This window comes from Dokdonella sp. (assembly GCF_039926425.1).
GTDB lineage: Bacteria > Pseudomonadota > Gammaproteobacteria > Xanthomonadales > Rhodanobacteraceae > Dokdonella_A.
Window position 1 is genome coordinate 1 of record NZ_JBDSWZ010000033.1, and the last position, 16,110, is coordinate 16,110.

Here is a 16,110-nt window from a genome sequence, read left to right on the forward strand (position 1 = left end):
GCCGCACTGGTACGCGAAGCCGATCGCGTCGCGCGCGCGGGCGTCACGGCCACCCTGCAACTTGACAGCGCGGCGACGACATTGTGGGTGGATGGCGCTGGCGCGCCGCTCGATCAGGAAGCACTGCAATCGGACTCTGGCGCCCCGGGCGTACTTGCTGCAACCAACAGCTTCGTCAGCTGCAGCAACACGCGGCAGACCCAACTGGCGACGGCACGGAACTCCTCGGTCACCTACGCGAACAACGCGAAAAGCTATCTCAACGCGGGTACGGCAGGCAGCCGCTACACCTGGTGGTTCGGAACCTACAACAGCGGCAGGTACTCCACGGTGAGGACCCATTTCACCAACATCGCGAGCGCCCTGTCGAGCCAGCCGTACACCTTCAACTGCGGCTGCAACGACAGCAGCTACGCATACGTGTATCCGACCCAGCCGTACAAGGTGTATCTGTGTGGCGCGTTCTGGTCTGCGCCGAATACCGGAACCGATTCGCGTGCCGGTACGCTCATCCACGAGACCAGCCATTTCAACATCGTCGCCGGCACCGACGACTGGGCCTACGGTCAGACAGCCGCGCACAACCTTGCCGGCAGCAACACCACGCGCGCGGTCGACAACGCCGACAGCCACGAATATTTCGCGGAGAACACCCCGGCGCGCAACTGACCGCGCCGATGGATCGAGGGATGTGCGGGGCCGCCTGGGCGGCCCCGCTTTTCGTTCGATTACGGCGGCGCGCCATCGCGCCGTATTGAATTGGCGGGTCCGAGCCCGCATCCTGCGCGTTCCGCTCAGCGTGCGAACGTCGAACGTTCGGGCGCGGCACTCACAGGCCGATCATGGGTTACGACCTTCCCCCCGTCACGCGTGCGTTGCTGTTCGCCAACATCGCCGTCTACCTCGTTCAGCAGGTTGCAGGGAACTTCATGCTGATCTGGTTTGCGTTGTGGCCGCTCGGTCCCGCACAGGTCGTCGGCGTTGACGACGGTGTTGCCGTCACCGCGGGATTCGAGGTGTGGCAGTTGGTGACGTACGGATTCCTCCATGGGAGCTTTGCGCACATCGCGTTCAACATGCTCGCGCTCTGGATGTTCGGCGGCGCGATCGAGCAGTTGTTCGGAGCGCGCCCGTTCGCGCTCTACTATTTTGTCTGCGTGATTGGCGCCGCGGTGACGCAGCTTGCAGTGATGCATTTCTTCCCGAGCGGGTTCTCGCCGACGCTCGGCGCATCGGGCGGCATCTTTGGCCTGTTGCTGGCGTTCGGCATGATGTATCCGCACCAGCGCATCCTCGTCTACTTCGCGATCCCGATGCCGGCTTGGCTGTTCGTCACCGGTTACGGCGCGCTGGAGCTGTTCTACGGCGTCACCGGGCGCGACGAGGGCGTTGCGCATTTCGCGCACCTTGGCGGCCTTGCGTTCGGATTCGTGCTGATTGAATACTGGCGAGGCAGGTTTCCGTTCAAGCCGCGTCGCCTGCTGATGCGCTGAGCATTCGGTCCGATGGTTTCATTCGAGTCACGGCCGCAGCCGTCGGCCTCCCTCGATGAATGGCTGGGCTACCAGCTGCGCGTGCATCCGCGTGAAGTGGAGCTGGGTCTCGGCCGCGTGGCCGAGGTGTGGCAACGACTCGGAGCGCCTGTCGTGGCTCCGGTTGTCATCACGGTTGCCGGCACCAACGGGAAGGGTTCGACGATCGCGTTTCTCGAAGCGATGCTGGCGGCAGATGGCAAGCGCGTCGGTGCATTCACATCACCGCATCTGTTGCGCTACAACGAACGCGTCCGCCTCTGCGGAAGCGACATCGACGACGCCGGACTGATCGATGCGTTCACATGCATCGAGGATGCGCGCGGCGATGTCGCACTGACCTACTTCGAATTCGGGACGCTCGCGGCGCTGTGGATCTTCTCCCGCAGTTTGGTGGATGTCGCGTTGCTCGAAGTCGGTCTCGGCGGACGACTGGACGCCGTCAACATCGTCGACGCGGACGTCGCGATCGTCACAACGATCGATCTCGATCACCAGGAGTGGCTCGGCGACGACCGCGACAGCATCGGGCGCGAGAAGGCCGGCGTGTTTCGACGTGGACACGAAGCGATCTGTGGCGAGCGCAATCCGCCAGCATCACTGATTGCCCATGCCCGCGATCTCGACGCACCCCTGCGCATCGCCGGTCGCGACTTCTCGGCCGAGATCGGCACGGCGGGCTGGAAATGGTCATCGGCTTCATCGTTTCCTGCAGAAACGTCTGTTGACCTGCCGTTTCCGTCGCTCGCTGCGCCGTGCCAGGTCGACAACGCAGCGGCGGCAATCGCGGCGATTCACGCCCTCGGCGGCCAAGTCGGCTGGAATCCGCTGGCGATTGCGGCGGGTGTGCGCAGCGCCAGTGTTTCTGCACGGCTGCAGCGTTTCGGTTCGTCGCCCGAGCTCATCGTGGACGTGGCGCACAATCCACAGGCAGCCGCAATGCTTGCCACGTGGCTGGCCGGGCAACCGCGTCGTGGGCGGACGTTGGCAGTTTTCGGTGCGCTGGGCGACAAGGACGTTGCCGGCGTCGTCGATGCGCTCGCCGGCTCGTTCGATGGATGGTTTCTTGCCGGACTCGACAGTGCTTCGCCGCGTGGGCTCACCGTCGAAGGATTGCGCTCACGCGCTTGCGTGACCGTCGAGACCCTGCAGTTCGCTGATGTGCCGGCGGCGCTGGGAGCGGCCTGGCAACGCGCGCAGCCCGGCGACCGCGTGGTCGCGTTCGGCTCGTTTTTCGTTGCGGCGGCGGCACTTGTGTTCGCCCGCGAGCAAAACCTGCAGCACGACTGACGCCGATCCCGTGCGACGCCCGGCTATAATCGCCGCAGTCGCCGTTGCCCCAGTGTGGAATCCCCATGGATTTATCGCTCAAACAGCGCCTGCTTGGCGCCGCAGTGCTCATCGCACTTGCCGTGATCTTCGTACCGATGTTCATGTCCGGATCGGCGCCGAAGAAAAGTGCCGAGATGGAAACGACGAGCCTTGCGATTCCGCAGCAACCGGACCGCGAATTCCAGCAGCGCGTGTTGCCGGTGGACGCCGCGGCCAGCAGGCCGACCGCACCGCCGGAATCGAAGGCCGACCCGGACAAGATCACCACGGTCGACACGACCACCGCCCCGCGTGTGGAAGCGCCAGTTGCAGCGAGCTCGACGCCGACATCGCCCGCGGAACATTCAGTGCCCAAGATGACGCCCAAACCGGAGGCCAGCGCGGTGGCGGCTGCCGAAATTCCGAAGCCGACGCCGGGGCAGGCAGCCAACGGGCGCTATTTCGTCCATCTCGGCGTCTATAGCAACAAGAAGAATGCCGATGAACTCGTCGCGACATTGAAGAAAGGCGGGTTCCCGGCGTTGGGGGAGTCCGCCGACTACCAGGGCAAGCAAGCCGAACGCGTGCGTGTGGGTCCGTTTTCCGACCGAAGCGGCGCCGAAGCGGCGCGCTTGCGCATCAAGCAGCTGAAGCCATCGGTTCCCGGCAGTGTGCTGCAAGTCGCCGAGGACGCCCACGAAGATGCGCCGGCGAAGGCGATTCCGGCACATCAAGCGGGAGGATGGGCTGTTCAGCTCGGCGCGCTCAAGACATCGGAAGATGCCAACAAGCTGCGCGATCGGCTCAAGAATGCAGGATTCGTCGCCTTCGTGGACAAGATCGATTCCAATGGCGCCACGCTGTGGCGCGTGCGCGCAGGTCCGGAGGTTGACCGCGGTGCCGCAGACAAGCTGCGTTCCGGCATCAAGGACAAGTTGAAGCTCGATGGCATCATCGTCACCCAGCAATGAGATTCGGCATTGGTGATTGCGGATTCGCGGACGGCGAACGCGCTGGTCACCCGTGTTGGCGCCTGAAGATTTCGAATCGCGAATCGCCGAAGTCGGAATCGCGATGAACTGGGCCGACTACACGATCATCGCGGTGCTGGGTTTGTCCGTGCTGATGGGTCTGTGGCGCGGCTTCATCGGTGAAGTGCTCGCGCTGGCGTGCTGGGCGTGCGCGTTCTGGGTGGCATGGGTGTTCGGTCCGCTCCTTGCGGAACGGTTTTCCGGCAGCATATCGACGCCATCGGCGCGTGTGCTATTGGCCTACGGCTTGTGCTTCATCACGGTGCTGATCGCCGGCGCGATCGTCACGTTCCTGATCCGCAAGCTCGTCGAGAGCAGCGGGCTCTCCGGAAGTGACCGGTTGCTCGGCATGGTGTTTGGTTTGGTGCGCGGACTCGCGCTGGTTGTGCTGGTCGTTCTGTTGATGGAGTTCACGCCGTTCCCGCGCGATCCGTGGTGGCATGAATCGCGTCTGTTGCCGAGCTTCGAGCGGGGATCGCAGTGGTTGACCGCGCGACTGCCGGACAGCGTCTCGCGCTACCTCGAGCCGGTTGAAACACTGATGAAGCCGTTGTCGTCTCCGCCGCCGACCCGTGAACCGGTCCCGGCTCCGAAATCCTCTCCGATCTGAAGTAAACCTCCATGTGCGGAATCATCGGCATCGTCGGCAAATCCGAGGTCGCGTCGGCACTGTATGACGCGCTCACCGTCCTCCAGCATCGTGGCCAGGACGCCGCCGGCATCGCCACGCTCGACGGGAATCGTCTGCGTCTCCACAAGGGCGCAGGTCTCGTGCGCGACGTGTTCGATCGCGAAAGCATGATGGGCCTGAGGGGCAGCGTCGGCATCGGCCATTGCCGCTATCCGACCGCGGGGTCCGAAGGCTCGACCGAAGCGCAGCCGCTCTACGTGAATTCCCCGTACGGCCTCGCGCTCGCGCACAACGGCAACCTGATCAACACCGAAGCCCTCCGGCGCGAGGTGTTCGAGGACGATCGCCGCCATGTGAATACCGATTCCGATTCCGAGGTGCTGCTCAACGTGCTCGCGCACGAGCTGCAGATCCAGGACCGGCGCAACCTGTCGCCCGATCACATCTTCAAGGCAGTGGCTGGCACGCATGCGCGCTGCATTGGCGGCTATGCGGTGGTCACGATGCTGCTCGAGTACGGCGTGCTGGCGTTCCGTGATCCGCACGGAATCCGTCCGCTCGTCCTCGGCGAGCGAGACACCGGTAGCGGCAAGGAATACGCAGTTGCCTCCGAATCGGTCGCGCTCGACATCCTCGGCTTCCGGTTGTTGCGCGATGTTGCACCTGGCGAAGCGGTGCTGATGACTCTCGACGGAAAGCTCTTCACGCGCCAATGCGCAGAGCCCGCCAAGCACGCGCCGTGCATCTTCGAGTACGTGTATCTCGCGCGTCCGGACTCGATGATGGAGGACGTGTCGATCTACAAGGCACGCCTGCGCATGGGCGAGAAGCTCGGCGAGAAAGTGCTGCGCGAAATGCCGAACCACGACATCGATTCGGTGATTCCGATTCCCGATACGTCGCGCACCGCCGCGGGTCCACTGGCGTACGCGCTCGGCGTGCCGGTGCGCGAGGGGTTCGTCAAGAACCGCTACATCGGTCGCACGTTCATCATGCCCGGGCAGAGCGAGCGGGTGAAATCTGTGCGCCGCAAGCTCAATCCGATCCAGCTGGAATTCCGCAACAAGAACGTGCTGTTGGTCGACGACTCCATCGTTCGCGGGACGACGTCGAAACAGATCATCCAGATGGCGCGCGATGCCGGCGCACGGAAAGTGTATTTCGCGTCCGCCGCACCGCCCGTTCGATATCCGAACATCTACGGCATCGACATGCCGGTCACCGCGGAACTGGTCGCGCACGGTCGAACGACCGAGGAGATCGAGAAGATCCTCGGTGCCGACAAGCTGATCTATCAGGACCTCGATGATCTGGTCTGGGCAGTGCAGGACGGCAACGAGGATCTGAAGCACTTCGACACATCGTGTTTCTCCGGGGAGTACGTGACGGGAGTGGAACCGACGTATCTGGCCGGACTCGAGTTTGCACGCTCCGACGACGCCAAGACGCAGCGTCGCCAGGTCGGCTGAACGACGACGGCACGCTCCGTTCATCGAGCGGGGCGACGGAGCCTGGGCTGGAGACCCATGCATCCACGGTCATTGCTCGTGGATAATGCGCCCGACTGCAACAGGGAGTGGCACACGACATGCCTGAAGTCGCCGACGACAATGTGTTCGATTCAGCACACCGGTGTCTGGTCTGCAGCGATCCGGCCGCAAAAGTGGAATCGACGTTTCAGTTCGCATCGGCGGTACTCGCCGGCACACTTGACCAACCAGCGTGTCGCTCGATCGAATCGATGCTGGAACCGGGCAGGCCCACGCGTCCGAATCTGGTCGCACCGCGGCAGCTTGCATCACGCGGTCTCGGGTCCGCAGATGGCCGCGCTGCGCTGGTGCATGCAGTGGCCCACATCGAATTCAATGCGATCAATCTCGCGCTCGATGCGATCTACCGCTTTCGCGACATGCCCACCGCGTACTACGCCGACTGGGCAAGCATTGCCGCTGATGAAGCGCGTCATTTCAGTCTGCTGAGCGCGCGTCTCGAACAGCTCGGATTCGCCTACGGAGACTTCGATGCGCATGACGGCCTGTGGGACATGGCGATGCGCACCCGCGGCTCGTGTCTCGAGCGCATGGCGCTGGTCCCTCGCGTGCTGGAAGCTCGCGGACTCGACGTGACGCCCGGCATGATCGAACGATTGCGTCACGTCGGCGACCTTGAAACGACCACGATCCTCGAGACCATCCTTGCGGAAGAGGTCGCCCACGTGGCGGCAGGATCCCGCTGGTTTGCCTGGTGCTGCGAGCGTGAAGGAGTCGACGCAGAAGAAACCTTCCGGAACCTGCTCGACGTGCACGTTCGCGGATCGCTGCGCGGACCCTTCAACGTGGAAGCGCGTCTTCTGGCCGGATTTTCCCGCGAGGAAATCGCGCGTCTGGAAGCAGCGGCGGCATGAACCGCGCGTCGTATGCGGTGGCCTCTTTTGTCGTCGCGCTCGTCGTGGGCACTTCGGCGCTTGCGATGTGGGCTGCAGGGGTCGATCCGCGCTCGCCACTCGTCGCCGCGACTGAGCTCACCCTGCCGGGCAGCCGATTCCACCCGGTGTTCGGTTCTGCGGCGACGGAGTTGCAGGCCTTGCGCGTCACCGCACCGGCGGCGGATTTTTACACGTTGCAGGCAACCGATCTTGCGAGTGTCGTCGCCAAGGACGTATCGATCCTTCGCTACCGGTTCGCTGATTTTCCTCGCACGCTCGAGCTCTCGCTGGTGTTCCGCACCGGCGAGGCGCCGGATGACGTGCAGTCCATTTCGCTGCCGCGTCCCGATGGTCGCGAAATGACGTTCGACCTGTCGCGCATTCCGTCGTGGCGTGGATCGATCACCGAATTGGGGTTCGCGCAGTTTCCGACGGCGCAACTGGTGCCGCCGTCGGCGGGATTCCAGCCGTTCGTGTTGGAGCGCGCCCAACTGGAGTCGATCTCCTGGCGCGGTCGGCTGGCGACCCTTTTCGATTCCTGGCGGGAGCGACGTCCGTGGCAACTGATTTCGATCAGCGCCGTCGGCCCCGCCGAAACCGGCGACCATTCTCCCCACGGTCCACGCTTGCCGCTGGTGTTGGCCATTGCGGTGGGTGCGCTGCTGGCTTTCGCGTTTCTCCTCCTCCGCTTGCGCGGCGCTGCGCTGCGGGTCCTCGCATTCGCGGCAGCGGCAGTTGCATGGCTGATCTGCGATCTGTCGTGGCAGCGTGACCTGACCTACAAACGCAACGCCGACGCAGACGTCTGGGGCGCGATACCGATCGCGAAGAGACAGGACCACGTGGCCGACGAACGGCTCAAGGAACTGGCGCTGCATCTGCAGGCGACGTTGTCCAGCGAGCCTGACACGCGACGCGTGCTGGTCAGCGCACCGACGCCGCATGACGTGCTGCGGCTGATCTACCACGCAGCTCCACTCAACATGGGCGTGCTCGCCGGTGCGGATGCGCAGCATGCTCCGCCGGGAACGATCGTCGTCCGCTATTCGGACGACCAGCCTTCGATCCGCAATGGCCGCCTCCAGTTCGGCGGAATTTCCCTGCCTGGGCGCACCATCGAACAGCAGGCGGACTTCGGCATTTACGCGATCACGGCGGAGTCCCAATGACACTGCCGACGTTGCTGGTGTCGTGGTTCCTTCCATTGCTGATCGGCAGTGGCCTGTATGCGTTGGTGGTTGGCTGGCCATGGCGCAACAGCGATCGCCTCGTTGCTGCAGGCCTCGGCTGGATCGTCGGCGCGCTGATGTGCGGTGTGCTGACGCGTCTGTTGGCGTCGACCGACCCGACGCATACGTTGATGCGTGCAGGGCCGTGGGCTGCAGCAATCGCAGCACTGGCGTGGTCGGTGGCATGGTGGCGTCGGACGCCGCCGGTGGTTGGCGCATTGCCCGACCCTGTCGGCCGTCGCTGGTGGCCCTGGGCGCTGATCACTCTCGTCCTTCTGGGTTGGCGTGGCTGGCTGATCGCGAGCGATATCCTGCTCCATCCGACATTGGCATGGGATGCATGGGCAGCGTGGGAGGCCAAAGCGAAGATCTGGGTTCTTGGCGGCCAGATCGCGCCGTTCGTTTCATTCAGTGAATGGCTGGCGCATCCGACACAACCGCTGCGTACCGGCATCGGCTACAGCTATCCCGATTTGTTGCCATGGACGATCGTGTGGTTTGCGGGTCCCGTCGGCTGGATCGAGCCGTGGATCAATCTGGCCTGGTTCGGATTGTGGATCGCGATGCTCCTGGCGCAGTACGGCCAGTTGCGAGCGCTGGGCGTCGACCGGTCGCGCACCTGGATCGGGGTCTACGTTCTCGGTTCGCTGCCATTGCTTGAATCGCACGTTGCGCTCGGCGGCTATGCCGACCTTTGGCTGGCTGCCCTGTTTGGCCAAGGAGCGTTTGCATGGCTTCGCTGGCATTGCGGAGGCGAGCGACGGCAGTTGGGTGTGGTGCTGGCGATCATCCTGCTGATGCCCTTGATCAAGCTGGAAGGGTCCGTGTGGTCGATCGTGCTCGCAAGCGCATGCGTGTTCTCGTCGATTCCGCGCTGGACGCGGCGGAGACGACTGCTGCTCGGACTCGGGTTCGCCATCGCGCTGACCCTGCTCTCGGTGGCCTTCAGCGCTGCATGGATCGCTGTGGCGCGACGTTATATCGACCACAGCACGGCGTTCAATTTTTCCGACTTCGCCGCGTCGCTCGACGCGTTCGGTCAAGGCCTGTGGGGCCAGGAGAACTGGAATCTTCTTTGGTTTCTCCTTCCTGTTGTGCTGCTCGGAAATCGCGTCGCTTGGATGCGATCGGCGACGACGCGGCGATTGGCGGTACTCGTCGGCGTTTCATTCCTGCTGATTGGCGGATTGTTCCTGTTTACCGCGGCGGCGCGCTATGCGCAGAGCTACTCGGCGGTCAATCGCCTGCTGCTGCAATTGGCCCCGATGGCCGTCGCGCTGCTGATCCTTGCATCCCGCACTTCCGCCGATTCCGATCGTCTGCGAGAACGTTGACGCGGCGGGCTAGCTGTTCGGAGCGACGCTGCGATACAGCGCGTCGATCCTGCGGGCCGATGTTTCGAGGAGAAAGTGCTCCCGCCACCGTTGGCGGCCCGCATCGCCAAGCCGCGCGCGCAGGCGTTCGTCCTGCAATCGAGCGATCCCTTCGGCCAGTGCGACGGCGTTGCCGGGAGGCACAAGGATTCCAGTGATTGCATCGTCGATCACGAAGCCGACGCCGGATCCCGCAATGTCGCTTGCGACGGCAGCACGTCCTGCGCGCATCGCTTCCAGCAGCACCAGGCCGAACGCTTCGCCACGATCCAGCGAAGGCAACGCGAACGCATCTGCAGCGGCATAGGCGGACGCCAGGTCCTCATCCGACAGTGCGCCTGCAAATGCAACGCGATGATCGAGTCCGCGCGCGTGCACCAGTGCGCGCAGCTCGGCCGCGCATTCGCCTTCGCCGACGATCAGCAGTTGAACGTCGTGTAGCCGTCCAAGCGCTTCAATCAGCACGTTGAAGCCCTTGTAACGGCTCAGGCGGCCGACAGCGAGGAGACGCAATCCGGTGCCGGCCGGCCACAGCGATGGTTTCGGCACTTCCGGCAAGGCATCGGCGATTCCAAGGGGGATGATCGCGGTCTTTGCATGCCATGCGGTCAGTGCAATGCTGGCGTGCAGGTAAGGTTGCGACGTTGCGACCACTGCCGCGGCGCGACGAAGTGTGGCCTGCTCGAACGACCTGTAAATGCGGTACGCGCTGCGCAGACGCCAGTCGTTGGAGTCGGGCGGTACATCGGCATGCCAGTGCACCACCCACGGCAATCGTCGCGCGTGCGGACTCGTCAATGCAAAGAAGCACGACGGATTGGGAAAATGCAGATGGAGCAGATCCGGGCGGAATTCACGCAATGCGCGCGCCAGTTCGAACGGAAATGACGGGCTCAGAGGTGTATAGAGCGGCGCTGCGATACACCCGGCCCTGCGTACGCCGACGCCTCCAATCGTTTCGACGGCGCGCTCGCGAATTCCTGCGCGCTGATGGCACAGAACCGCGACTGCGTCGCCACGCGCGACGCTCCATTCGGCCAATGCCTGCGTGTAGCGTTCGATGCCGCCGCGTTCCGGCGCGTAGTACTTGCCGATGTGCAGGATGCGCATGGGAATCTGTCGTCGGGTCCAGCGGAAGGCGAATTCAGACGGTGCTGAATCCACAGGATCGCTCCGTCAACCCATCGGCTCGTCGGAGACGTCGTCAGTCGACCGTCGGCCGCCAAGGCGTTCGAGTTCCTGTTCGAGAATCGCGAGCTTCTGTGTCAGTCGTCGCATCTTGCGCTCGTGCTTGGAACGATCGATATCGAGCTTCAGCAAGCGGATCAACACCAATGACAGGCCAATGATGATCGGCAGGACCGGCGCGTACCCGATGCCGGTCTCGCGACCCAGCCACACGACCACGCCCGGAAACACGCCCAGCACGAAGGTCGCTGCAGCAACGGCAAACCACCAGACCGCATAGGGCCCATGCAGATGGTCGCGGCGGACCAGGAACAGGATGGCCCCAGCCAGGCCGACACCGAGAACGGCCGAGGTGATCTGTCCGGTCAGCATGGCGCGTCGCCGATAAGCGACGGTGCGCGCCGCCGACCCGGATGGATCTGGGCGAGGCACAACACCGTGGTATGCATCATGTACAACGCCACCACCGGCCACGATGCAAACACCCGCGAATGCCCTTCGCGCCGCGGCAGCATCTCGACCGGGGTTTCACGGATGACCATTTCATTTTTTGCAAGCAGCATCAGGACGCCCACGTCCTGATAGTCGAGCAGGCTTGCTGCAGGGCCGGCGAGGATGTTGACCGCCGCCCGGTCGTACAGGCGCAACCCGGATGTGAAGTCGCCCAGGCCAAGCCCGGTCAGGGTTCGCAGATACCACCAGGCAACGCGCTTGGCGCGACTCAGCCGTCGGGTACAGGTGCCGATCACGACGTTCGCGCCCGTTGCGCCCTGCGCGTCAAACAGTGCAGGGAGCGACTCCGGAACATGCTGGCCATCCGCATCGAGGGTGATGACGCCGGCAAAGCCGTTGCGCTGTGCGTAACGGATGCCTGTCTGGGTCGCACCCCACGCACCCAGCGCCAACGGCAGGCGCAAAGTGAGCGCCCCAGCGTGGCGTGCAACTGCGCCCGTGGCGTCGCCGCTGGCATCGTCGACCACGAGCACCTGACATCCGAGGGTCGCGCGAACGCCTGCAACGACGCGCGCCACGGTTGTGGACTCGTCACGCGCGGGGATCACCGCAAGGCAATCGGCCGGAAGCAAGGGAGCGGATCGAGGCAAAGGCAAGAGAGGAGGCGAGCAGAACGGAGGCGCGATTCTCCGGGGTCGTGCCGGACCAGGTCAATGCGTTATATATAGAGAGGCGGTTCTTGCCGGAGCTTGCTCCTCGCTCGAACAGGCTGGTGGGGATCCGGTTTTGGGATATTTTCAATGCGCGTGTCCGGTTTGGTCACGCTCATGCGTCATACAGCTCCGTGGGCCAGAGGCGCGAGCCGATGGCCGGGGAGGGGAACCCGTTGCAGACGGAAACTCCGACTCGAAGTCTGGCAAGGTTAGCCGGGCCCACGCCAGGACGCAGTTGACATGGTGGTGGTACTTCACTATCGTCCGCGCGGATCGGGCTTGGTTAACCAGTATTAACATCCGTGGGGAAGGGGACTGCACCCCACCCGAACACTCTGGGAGATAAAACCATGAACACCAAAATGAAAGTGCTTTCGCTGGCCATCGTTGGCCTGGTTGGTTTCGCTGGCTCCGCCTTCGCGGTTTGCCCGGCTGGTCCGACGACTGCTGAAGGCGGCGCTTGGACGAGCAAGGCCAGCTTGCCGGACCCGACTTCTTCCCCTGTGACGGTTGTCGCAGGTGGTTTGGACGCGTCTGCCTGCAAACTGACTGCGGCGCTCGCTCCGATTACCGCTGCTTCGGCGACCGTTCGCTACACGCACGCCGCTTCGGAGCCGAACTATCGCTTTCAGTTTTTGATTGATAACACCTTGCTCAGCAGCTACAACGCGACCGATGGCGTCGTGGTGTTCCAAGCTCCAGCAACGACGACTGCGCATGGCCTCAGCCGTCTGCTCCGCGTTAGCGTCGTGGCAGGTCCGGGTGGTGCGAAGCGAGTTCGCTTCATCGCGAGTTGCGGCACGGGTAGCTTCACCTGCGCACAGAGTTTTGCGACTGACCTTCTCCCGGGCGTGAACCGCATCGAAGGTAAGCTGACCGTTGGCGCTGGCGCCGCCGGAAGCCTTAGCTACTTCGTGAATGCTGCTGCAGGTGCTGCTGAACCGGCTGCTTCTGGTACGATTGCAAATCTGGACAACGCAGCTTGGGGCGGCGTCTCTGCTGCAAGCCTGGGTTTGACTGCGCCGTCACAGACGTGGGCAGATACTCACGGAAATCAAGCTGTTGGTTTTGATACGTTCGATTCGCGTCGCAATACCTACATCGGTTTCTGATTTCGGGCCAGCGGCGTCCCTTGCAACACATAATAGCCACAGTCGATTTAGGAGTGACCAACTATGAAGCGTAACGTATTGTTCTCTGCAATTAGTGCCACCGTGCTTGCGATTGGTTTCAGTGCATCTGCGGGTGCTCAGACTTGTGCAGCTCCGGCTTCTTGGACCCCGGACATCGCGGGTACTCCAACCATTACGGATTCCACTTGCGGTCACGAAACCGCGATCACGAATGTTTGTCAAGATGCGGCTGGCGCTCCAGCTGCAGCCTACGTGGCATTGATCAATGTCACGGCGGCGGGTACGTTCCAGAACATCACCTTCACTGGTGGCGCTGGCTATACGTATTCGGCATATTTCGTTCCGCAGGCTTCCGGTTGTAATGCGAATGCGGCTTGCACCACGTCCACAAGTGGCGCGCTGACCGCTAAGCACGCTAACCTTCCGGAAAGCATGTATTACATGATCGTGACCGGCGCAGATTTTGACGCACCGAATTCGTGTGGGCCGTTCACCGCCACTGCGGATGGCACGCTTCCTGTTCAGCTTCAGAGTTTTTCGGTCAGCTAATCACTGATTCTTGTAGTGAACATGATCCACCTGCGGAAACGCAGGTGGATTTTTTTTGAGAGAAAATTCATATGTTCTTGTTACAGGCTTTAGCGTTCGTCGCTCTGTCTGCAGGCGAATCGTCCCCGCGCAGCAATTTGGTCGTTGCTCCCTGTGACGGAGGCGATCGCCAGCAATTCGAGGTGTTCAATTGCGACATCCCGTTGAAGAACATCGGCGACACACCGATCGTCGTTTCTCGTGCGACTGCGATCAACGCATCCGATAGCATCGACGGCGGGAGCGTGACTGTTCCTGCGCATGCCACTGCGTATATCGTCGCTCGAGTCAACGTTCAAGATCGTATTGGATACGTCAAACGTTCATTCAAATTTTCGACGAGTGAGCCCGGCGTGTTGGCCTCGCGCGCGTCGAACGTCATGGCGTTTGTGTCCACCGCATTGGACCAAAAAGCTCCGACTATGGATTTCGGGGCAGTTGATGCCGAGAACGAACAACCCGTGAAAGTAGTCGCACTGTCGAGTCGTGAAGTGCAGGGCTTTCGAATTGTCGAGGTATTGGCAAAGCCGGATTATCTGGACGTTTCACTTGACGCTAACTCGTTGGAAGTACGCGCCAAAATGAAAAAGGGCGCGCCACTGGGTCTGCATCACGACAAGATAAAACTAAAAATCAACACGCCGCTGCAAGCTGAGGCATGGATCAGTGTAGAAGCGAATGTTCAGGGGGCAGTTCGCGTCGATGGCAATCCTTTCTCTTTGGGTCTGATGCGGACGAACGGAAAAAACGAATTTCTGGTTCGTGTGAGCAGCGTCGCTGGAAAAGACTTCAACTTGGGGCAGCTCACACTCGAAGGCGTCCAAGGTCACGCAACGGCGGAGCCGTGTTCTCCGGCAGCCGAGGGGTGCAAGTTGGTGCGGCTGACGATTGCGGGTGATCAGGCGCGCGGTCGGGTGCAGGGAATGCTCAACATCGAACTTCCGGACGAGAAGCGCAAACTTCCGGTGGAGCTCGTTGGCATGTTGCTAAGTCCAGAGATGGAAGTGCATGACTTCAACAAGGAGCTTGATAGAGCGCGCGAACGAAAGGGCGAGGCGAAGTCCAACGTTACGTCGCCGAGCGAGGCTTCAAAGGCAATTGATATCGGCAAAGCACTTGTGCGTTCGACCGACAAAGTCCATGCGGCTCCACCTGAGGGACAAGGGCCGCTGCTGGCTTGGTCCGTTGCTAACGAGCAAACGATCTACGCTTACATGATCTACCGTGCGGACGCAGAGGCAGGGCCATTTTTGCGGATTAATAAAGATCTTATCAAGGCCAGCGCTGCCGACGGGACCAGTACCGGTTCCTACCAGTGGCGTGATAACTCGGCCAAACCGGGCAAAATTTATTGGTATTACATCGGTTTGTTGAAGACCGATGGAGAAAAAGAGAGGCTCACTGGCAGCCAAAAGATGATTGCGAAATAGGCGCTCTTTTAGCGTCGCGCGATCAACGGTAATTTCGCAGTCATTCCGACCCGGCTTACGTTATAACTCGGCGTGCGATCGAAAACGGTTGCTCCTTGAGTCACTCATCCATTGGTTGAATACTGATGAATGTGAAGCGGGTCTTACTGGTGACGTCGTACGCGGTGTTGCGCGTTACACCGTACGTGGTCGTCACCCAACCTGCGTGAGACGCCCATTCGCCGAAGTCAGTGAGTTCGGGCGAAGGTGGGGCCGATTCGCCCTGCAGGTATCAAGAGAGATCTCACCGCTCGATGCGGTGCGAATGGCGCATAGCCCTTCGATCGACTCCACGTTCCGCTTCTCAATGCAGCAGTTTTTGCAGGAGGAGGCCCTCTGTTCCTACTCGCAAGACGCTGCCCTGCTCGTACCAGTCGCCAAGCACGATGCGCTCGCCGGATGCGTTGTCGCTCATTTCGCTGGCGTGGATCGCAGGCCGGTGGGTGTGCCCGTGGATGAGTCGCCGTACGTTGTGCATCGCGAATTGTGCACGCACCGCCTCGGGATTGACGTCTGTAATCTGCTCCTCAAGTGAACGAGTGTAGCGTTCGCTTTCGGCGCGAGCCCTGCGTGCGAAATCGACTCTCTCTGCAACGGTACGCGACAAAAACGCGCGCTGCCAAGCCGGAGTGCGTGACAAGGCACGAAATGCCACATACGGCAAATCGTCAATGCAGAGTGCGTCACCGTGGGAGATCACGATGCGCTCGCCTTCGACCTCGACCTCGCTTGGATCAGGCAACAGAGTCATGCGCGCGCGACGCGCATACGCATCTCCAAGCAGGAAATCGCGGTTCCCGTGCAAGTAGAAGCAAGGGACGCCTCGCTCGTGCAGATTGGCAAGGGCCGACGCGACGGCATCGGCCGTTTCATCCTCGGCATCATCCCCGATCCACGCTTCGAACAAATCGCCGAGAATGTACAGCGCGCTCGCGTTGACTGCCTCGTTTCGCACGAACTCGACGAACAGCCGCGTGATGTGCGGGCGGCTGGCGTCGAGGTGAAGGTCGGAAATGAAAAGCGTCGTCATGGTT

Annotated in this window: 16 protein-coding genes; 12 read left to right on the forward strand and 4 right to left on the reverse strand. The window is 62.1% G+C overall.

The annotated features are described in order from the left end of the window. The 9 genes from ABIV12_RS01880 to ABIV12_RS01920 all read left to right on the forward strand — a co-directional run. The coding region (locus ABIV12_RS01880; protein ID WP_348055655.1) for a M35 family metallo-endopeptidase at positions 1-669 on the forward strand (669 nt) is incomplete at its 5' end. Between the two features lie 173 nt (positions 670-842). Then, positions 843-1,493: a rhomboid family intramembrane serine protease gene (locus tag ABIV12_RS01885; protein ID WP_348055657.1), complete on the forward strand. Its 651-nt coding sequence runs from the start codon at positions 843-845 to the stop codon at positions 1,491-1,493. Positions 1,494-1,505: 12 nt separating this feature from the next. Next, a complete protein-coding gene (gene folC / locus ABIV12_RS01890) occupies positions 1,506-2,822 on the forward strand; it encodes a bifunctional tetrahydrofolate synthase/dihydrofolate synthase (protein ID WP_348055659.1) in 1,317 nt (438 codons plus the stop codon). Positions 2,823-2,887: 65 nt separating this feature from the next. Beyond that, positions 2,888-3,814, forward strand: a complete 927-nt coding sequence (locus ABIV12_RS01895) for an SPOR domain-containing protein (RefSeq protein ID WP_348055661.1) — start codon at positions 2,888-2,890, stop codon at positions 3,812-3,814. A 103-nt stretch (positions 3,815-3,917) separates the two neighbouring features. Further along, positions 3,918-4,484 (forward strand): CvpA family protein, encoded by a 567-nt coding sequence (locus ABIV12_RS01900; protein ID WP_348055663.1) that lies wholly within the window; start codon positions 3,918-3,920, stop codon positions 4,482-4,484. An 11-nt stretch (positions 4,485-4,495) separates the two neighbouring features. Then, a complete protein-coding gene (gene purF / locus ABIV12_RS01905) occupies positions 4,496-5,974 on the forward strand; it encodes an amidophosphoribosyltransferase (RefSeq protein ID WP_348055665.1) in 1,479 nt (492 codons plus the stop codon). Positions 5,975-6,093: 119 nt separating this feature from the next. Then, positions 6,094-6,909 carry a ferritin-like domain-containing protein gene (locus ABIV12_RS01910; protein ID WP_348055667.1) on the forward strand — a complete coding sequence of 272 codons (816 nt, stop codon included), beginning with the start codon at positions 6,094-6,096 and terminating at the stop codon, positions 6,907-6,909. Then, the gene (locus tag ABIV12_RS01915; protein WP_348055669.1) at positions 6,906-8,099 is read left to right on the forward strand and encodes a hypothetical protein; all 1,194 of its coding nucleotides are present in this window, start codon (positions 6,906-6,908) and stop codon (positions 8,097-8,099) included. Before ABIV12_RS01910 ends, ABIV12_RS01915 begins: the two co-directional genes overlap by 4 nt. Further along, complete coding sequence (locus ABIV12_RS01920) at positions 8,096-9,493, forward strand: hypothetical protein (protein WP_348055671.1); 1,398 nt, start codon at positions 8,096-8,098, stop codon at positions 9,491-9,493. The genes ABIV12_RS01915 and ABIV12_RS01920 overlap by 4 nt, the downstream gene beginning before the upstream one ends. A gap of 9 nt (positions 9,494-9,502) precedes the next feature. Here ABIV12_RS01920 and ABIV12_RS01925 read toward each other — a convergent pair whose 3' ends face one another. The 3 genes from ABIV12_RS01925 to ABIV12_RS01935 all read right to left on the reverse strand — a co-directional run bounded on the left by ABIV12_RS01925 (position 9,503) and on the right by ABIV12_RS01935 (position 11,781). After that, positions 9,503-10,642 carry a glycosyltransferase gene (locus ABIV12_RS01925; protein WP_348055673.1) on the reverse strand — a complete coding sequence of 380 codons (1,140 nt, stop codon included), beginning with the start codon at positions 10,640-10,642 and terminating at the stop codon, positions 9,503-9,505. A 66-nt stretch (positions 10,643-10,708) separates the two neighbouring features. Beyond that, on the reverse strand, positions 10,709-11,092 hold the full coding sequence (locus ABIV12_RS01930) for a DUF2304 domain-containing protein (protein WP_348055674.1): 384 nt from the start codon (positions 11,090-11,092) through the stop codon (positions 10,709-10,711). Then, positions 11,086-11,781 carry a glycosyltransferase family 2 protein gene (locus ABIV12_RS01935; protein ID WP_348055681.1) on the reverse strand — a complete coding sequence of 232 codons (696 nt, stop codon included), beginning with the start codon at positions 11,779-11,781 and terminating at the stop codon, positions 11,086-11,088. Before ABIV12_RS01935 ends, ABIV12_RS01930 begins: the two co-directional genes overlap by 7 nt. A gap of 455 nt (positions 11,782-12,236) precedes the next feature. Here ABIV12_RS01935 and ABIV12_RS01940 point away from each other — a divergent pair, with 455 nt between their 5' ends. From ABIV12_RS01940 to ABIV12_RS01950, 3 genes are all read left to right on the forward strand, one after another. Continuing rightward, positions 12,237-12,998 carry a hypothetical protein gene (locus ABIV12_RS01940; RefSeq protein WP_348055676.1) on the forward strand — a complete coding sequence of 254 codons (762 nt, stop codon included), beginning with the start codon at positions 12,237-12,239 and terminating at the stop codon, positions 12,996-12,998. Positions 12,999-13,061: 63 nt separating this feature from the next. Next, positions 13,062-13,568, forward strand: coding sequence for a hypothetical protein (locus ABIV12_RS01945; protein ID WP_348055677.1), 507 nt, complete (start codon positions 13,062-13,064; stop codon positions 13,566-13,568). A gap of 71 nt (positions 13,569-13,639) precedes the next feature. Next, positions 13,640-15,037 (forward strand): hypothetical protein, encoded by a 1,398-nt coding sequence (locus ABIV12_RS01950; protein WP_348055679.1) that lies wholly within the window; start codon positions 13,640-13,642, stop codon positions 15,035-15,037. 343 nt (positions 15,038-15,380) lie between these two features. On the opposite strand, the gene ABIV12_RS01955 is transcribed toward ABIV12_RS01950, so the two are convergent. After that, positions 15,381-16,106, reverse strand: coding sequence for a UDP-2,3-diacylglucosamine diphosphatase (locus ABIV12_RS01955; protein ID WP_348055682.1), 726 nt, complete (start codon positions 16,104-16,106; stop codon positions 15,381-15,383). Positions 16,107-16,110 lie beyond the last annotated feature (4 nt).